General features: G+C 41.3%; 1 protein-coding gene. It reads right to left on the minus strand.

The features are described from left to right. A partial coding sequence (locus ACFINS_RS10335) for an FAD-dependent oxidoreductase (protein WP_375706218.1) occupies positions 1 to 716 on the minus strand: 716 nt, incomplete at both ends.

Consider the following 716-nt stretch of genomic DNA (forward strand, 5'->3'; position numbering starts at 1 on the left):
GGCTAAGAATGCGAATGCCTTTTTTCTCTAACCGTTTACGAGCAAATGTTGAAATTTCAATATCCTCAGCTGGCATGATGTGAGGCATCATTTCAACAACAGTTACGCTTGCCCCCATATCATGATAAAAAGAAGCAAATTCAATGCCAATGGCACCAGATCCCATGACCAAGAGCGATTTCGGCATTACGTGGGGAATCATAGCTTCAAAATAAGTCCAAATGAGCTTCCCATCTGGCTCAATACCAGGAAGGATACGAGGACGTGCACCCGTTGCAATAATGATGTGCTTTGCTTGATAAATCCCTTCTCCTAATGTTCCTTTTGGTACTGGATTTTGCGGTTGCATAATCGGTTTGGAAGATGACGAAACCGTAATTTCCACAAGCTGACTCCCTTTCGCCTTCTTTGTAAATTTCGCTTCACCCCAAATAATATCGATTTTGTTTTTTTTCATCAAAAAACCAACACCAGCATTTAAACGCGCTGAAACTGCACGCGAACGTGCCACGACATCTTTGATATTAGCCTCAATTGAACCGTTGAGCTTTAAACCATAATCCTTCAAATGTTCAGAAAAATGCTTTATTTCCGCTGAACGTAAAAGTGCCTTTGTTGGAATACAACCCCAATTTAAGCAAATCCCACCTAGATGTTCACGTTCAACAATCGCAGTCTTAAAGCCACATTGTGCTGCACGAATTGCGGTTACATAT

Source organism: Bartonella sp. AA2SXKL, assembly GCF_042197205.1.
Lineage (GTDB): Bacteria > Pseudomonadota > Alphaproteobacteria > Rhizobiales > Rhizobiaceae > Bartonella.